Below are 3,273 nucleotides of genomic sequence, written 5' to 3'. Positions count from 1 at the left end.
GGCTTTAGCAAGCTACTTCAGTTCAGGGAGGCTGAGGGTCACTGCAACGTGCCCATACACTTTAAGCTTGGTGGCTACGGACTTGGAAATTGGGTTCGAACTCAAAGAAGCAGGACAGACCGGCTATCCCCTGAACGTAAGCAGAGACTCGATGACATTGGCTTCATTTGGGACCCTCTTATCGTGGCTTGGGAAGAAGGATTCAACAAGCTGCTTGAGTTCAAGGAGCGTGAGGGGGATTGTAGGGTTCCAAATAAACACAAAGAAGGGGGCTTTAATCTTGGGAGTTGGGTAGGCACTCAAAGAAGAAACAAAGACAGCATCTCCCCTGAACGTAAACAACGATTAGGCGAAACAGGGTTTGTTTGGGGCCAATTAGCTAAGGCTTGGGAGGAAGGATTCAACAAGCTGCTTCAGTTCAAGGAGGCCAACGGGCACTGCAGAGTGCCTAATCTCTTTAAGCTGGATGGGTTTAACCTTGGGAGTTGGGTAGGTGTCCAAAGAAGAAACAAAGACAGCTTATCTTCTGAACAGAAGCAGAGATTAGATGCCTTAGGCTTTATTTGGGACGCATATACTGAGAAGTGGGAAGAAGGCTTTAGTAAGCTTCAGCAGTTCAAGGAGCGTGAGGGGGATTGCAGAGTGCCACGAGCTTATCAACTCGACGGCTTTCGTCTTGGCCGGTGGGTTGGAGTACAAAGAAACACCAAAGACAGCATGTCCCCTGAACGTAGACAGAGACTAGATGACATTGGCTTTGTCTGGGACACTTTGACTGAAGCTTGGGAAGAAGGATTCAGTAAGCTGTCTCAGTTCAAGGAAGCTGAAGGTCACTGCAGAGTGCGTTTGAGAGCGACGATTTCGGGGTTTAACCTTGGTAAATGGGTGAGCTGGCAACGAACAACCAAAGACAGCATGTCCGCTGAACGTAGACAGAGATTGGATGACATAGGCTTTGTCTGGGATGCCTCGAAAGGCAAAACCTAATGGCAATCCAGACCCTCTCGTTCATCTCACTCATCCTACGTCCATACGTAAAGCAGCCCATCAGCACAGACGGATGGAAGCATCTGTTTGCTCAGGTTGATCCCTACCGTAACTTTGATGGAGAACTCATGGCTTTCGGTACGATGTCTGGTCAGGACATGGATAGGATCCTCCACGATCTAATCTCGTTTGGCTACGTTGGCCCAGATCAAGGCGATAAGTCTGACATGATCGTATCAGACATGTTTATGGGTGCAGATAACTTACCGTCTTGGATTGAGCTTGTTGATGTAACGTTCTTCGGTGAGGACCAACCACCAGTCAAAGCATGGAAGATGAAGAACTCTGGTGTGAACGATCTCATCAACTTTGAGGCTAACCTTAGTCTACCAAGGAAAGGCTATCAGTGCGACTGGCCTCCTCTGATTGGTAAGATTGGGGGTTAAGCTGATGATGGACATGATACGATGCTGAAGTACTTCGTAATCCTGACATTGCTTGTCCCTGCCCATACCTATGCTGAGACGACAGAAAACATCCTCCAATTCATCTTGGACGACTACCAAGCCGAATGCTTAGCTGCCCAACAGGAGTCGATGGGAGTTGTGTCAGAGGCTGAAGAACTCAGTGCCGTTAAAATAACGCTTGATGAGAGCAGTATTTACAACATCGACATCACTGCTGACGGCAAGGAAGCAACGGTCCTCTATGCTAATCCTCGTTGTCCGCAGATTGGCTCAGGATGGTGCGGTTCAAGCGGTTGCACATCTTATGTAATCGTAGACGGGATCAGCTTTCAGACAGAGGGGTTTAAGCCTGTGTCAGTTGCCGTCAGTGAAGACAGTGTCGTTGTCATTGTTCCACGTTCAGGTGGTGCATGTGTTAACACCAACGGTCAAACACCATCCAGTAACGTAAATTGTTATGAAGTGGCCGTTTGGGATGATTACGCAAAGACATTCAACAGCATTGGGTCAGGTGAGCCAGTCTTCAAACTAAGTGATTTCATGCCATGACTGATATGGATAACTACCTGCACCCTGCCAATGCCCATAAGCAAAGATGCCCTAGATGTCAGTCACCGCTGAACACAGTGGTCGTACACGGGCATGAGCAGTGTGTCGTCTGTAAGTCTAATATCTTTGAGTGCTGCTCAGGGGATACGTGTGAGACAGATCATAACCTGAGTGTTGGGTATAAGAGAGGGTGAAGTGTGACAGAGAAGAAGATGAGAGCAAAATTATCGTTCCTAGCTGTTTCATTAGTGGTTATAGCAAGCCTTGCTCAAGCACAGGTATCAGATGAGAAAGTTATTTCACTCAAATGTGCGTTGTCGAACGGGGTAATCAAACAATATCGGGTAAGTCCAAACGCAAATGAGGTAGAACATTTTAGCCATAAGTTTAGTCAAACTTGCCGATTAAAAAGTACTGATTTGGTCTATGATTGGACCTGCGATAAAACTGAAACAGTGTGGGCAAGCGTCGGGAGAGTAGATAGATACACAGGGCAGTTCGAGACTGAGTGGGGTATCCCACCTTTTGGCCAGTACTCTAAGGACAATTTGTTCTTCACTGGGGTATGTGAGCAGGTCAATGAAAAACAGAAGTTTTGATTTTGCAGAAACAACGTCTGAAACACCCTCATTCCTTAAATAAGGGATAGTCTTCTGGAGTTTATGGCCCTTCTCACAAAACAGGGCTGTAGCAAATCAAGGAACTTACCTGAAATGAACAACCGACAAGCAGTTTTAGCCGTGGTTCTGATCAGGGCGGTTAGCTCCATAATGATATTGACCTCGGAAAATAGTAGCTTCACCAACTCTTTTCGTGCCATACACCACGGTCACACAGTCTCTAACCAAGCACTCCACTGAGTAATGCAGCTTCTCTAGGCTATCCCTTTTTACCCTACGCTTTCTCTTACCCGTTTCTAACCAAACATGTTCCTGTATTTCATGCACAAGCTGATCCACGATCTGGTAGAACTTCTGATACCTCCTGTCTCTCCATGTAAGGTCAGTATCATTTGATAAGGTATCTTTGGTTGGGATAGCTTTTATCATGTATATTCCTATTAGGGCACTACTCGGTAAGGCTCTGCTATGAGGGAGGGGTGGGGTAATGTTACTGCATACTAGTATCACTTAGAAAGTACTTCATTTAGGCCTGCATGTGAATCCTTCAGTGACAATAAACATGCACGCAGTCGATCTCCCCTCCGATCTCACAAAACAGTCAAGCTAGGCCTAAACGCCCTGCATTCAGCTAGGTTTACAGTTCCTCA

4 protein-coding genes are annotated in these 3,273 nt (G+C 46.6%); all 4 read left to right on the top strand.

The window, feature by feature from the left end; translation table 11 throughout:
* A partial coding sequence (locus PFRI_RS06340) for a helicase associated domain-containing protein (protein ID WP_175549232.1) occupies positions 1-987 on the top strand: 987 nt, incomplete at its 5' end.
* Positions 987-1,433 (top strand): hypothetical protein, encoded by a 447-nt coding sequence (locus PFRI_RS06335; RefSeq protein ID WP_072629866.1) that lies wholly within the window; start codon positions 987-989, stop codon positions 1,431-1,433. The genes PFRI_RS06340 and PFRI_RS06335, both read left to right, overlap by 1 nt.
* A 21-nt stretch (positions 1,434-1,454) precedes the next feature.
* Positions 1,455-2,003 (top strand): hypothetical protein, encoded by a 549-nt coding sequence (locus PFRI_RS06330; protein ID WP_072629865.1) that lies wholly within the window; start codon positions 1,455-1,457, stop codon positions 2,001-2,003.
* A gap of 197 nt (positions 2,004-2,200) precedes the next feature.
* A complete protein-coding gene (locus PFRI_RS06320; RefSeq protein ID WP_072629863.1) occupies positions 2,201-2,602 on the top strand; it encodes a hypothetical protein in 402 nt (133 codons plus the stop codon).
* Positions 2,603-3,273 lie beyond the last annotated feature (671 nt).

It is taken from the genome of Planktotalea frisia (assembly GCF_001890925.1).
Lineage (GTDB): Bacteria > Pseudomonadota > Alphaproteobacteria > Rhodobacterales > Rhodobacteraceae > Planktotalea > Planktotalea frisia.
The sequence above is the reverse complement of the archived record's forward strand: the minus strand, read 5'-3'. Positions and strand labels throughout refer to the sequence as shown.

Coding starts and splice junctions, on each gene's coding strand:
- PFRI_RS06335 (WP_072629866.1), top strand. CDS start 987: ATGGCAATCCAGACCCTCTCGTTCATCTCACTCATCCTACGTCCATAC.
- PFRI_RS06330 (WP_072629865.1), top strand. CDS start 1,455: ATGCTGAAGTACTTCGTAATCCTGACATTGCTTGTCCCTGCCCATACC.